This window comes from Neisseria sp. P0009.S007 (assembly GCF_051962515.1).
On record NZ_JBQCVF010000489.1, the window covers coordinates 1 to 1,072 of the forward strand.

The following is a 1,072-nucleotide window of genomic DNA, read 5'->3' on the forward strand; positions in this document are numbered from 1 at the left end:
GCCTGACAGACTGCGTGCCAAATCCAAAGGCGTTTCTACGGCTACATCATAAACGGAAGCGGTCAAAATACGGGTTAGATAATCAGAAAGAGGAAGGGAATGGTTCATGGTATTTTTAGTGTTCGGAAATAAATTGCAATTCGGTCAAATCGACCGGAGGAAAAAGTTAAAACCATACCCCTGAGGCCGTCTGAAGGCAAGAAAAATCTTAGCAAAGCCTAAATGAGACGGTATAATGTCTGCTTAATATCTATTTAATATGCCAAACTGTTTGCTTCATAACAGTATCCACTCATATTCAAATCCACAAATAATGATGAAAAAAACGCTACTTAGCTTAATTTTTGCTGCCCTCCTGAATACTCCTGCCCTCGCTGCCGACCCGGTTGCATCTGCACCTGCCGTACAAAGCGAGGCTCAAACGCAGCCGCTGCTACACAGTATCAACAGCCCGACAACGCCGCCGGAAATTGCGGCGACGGCCTATATCGTTACCGACCTGCACAGCAAGCAAACCTTGGCATCCAACAATGCCGATACACCTATCGAGCCAGCCGCGTTGACGCAAATGATGACCGCCTACCTTGCCTTTAAAGCACTGGAAAACGGTACACTTGAAGCAAGCCAAATGCTGACTGTTTCCAATGCCGCATGGAAAGTCGAAGGTTCGCGCATGTTCCTTGATCCGAAAGTTCCTGTCAGCGTCAGCTCCTTGATTAAGGGTACAACCATCCAATCGGCCAACGATGCCGCCATTACCCTTGCCGAAGCCATTGGCAACGGCTCTATCGACGAATTCGTCAAAAAAATGAATGAAGAAGCCAAACGCTTGGGCATGAAGCACACCCACTTCAACAACCCGACTGGTGTTTCTTCTAACGGCCATGTTTCAACCGTTGGCGACCTTGCCATCTTGGCTGCCGCGCTCATTAATGACTATCCGAAATATTATCCTTTATTTGCAAACAAATCTTTCAAATACAATAATATCGAGCAGCCCAACCGCAATCTCCTACTCTATCGCGACAGCAGTATCGACGGTTTGAAAACCGGCTATTCTGAAGGCGCAGGT

1 protein-coding gene is annotated in these 1,072 nt (G+C 47.1%); it reads left to right on the forward strand.

Translation table 11 applies throughout. From position 1 onward, the window contains the following. Positions 1 to 313: 313 nt before the first annotated feature. The coding region (locus ACTHS3_RS14265) for a D-alanyl-D-alanine carboxypeptidase family protein (RefSeq protein WP_440368280.1) at positions 314 to 1,072 on the forward strand (759 nt) is incomplete at its 3' end.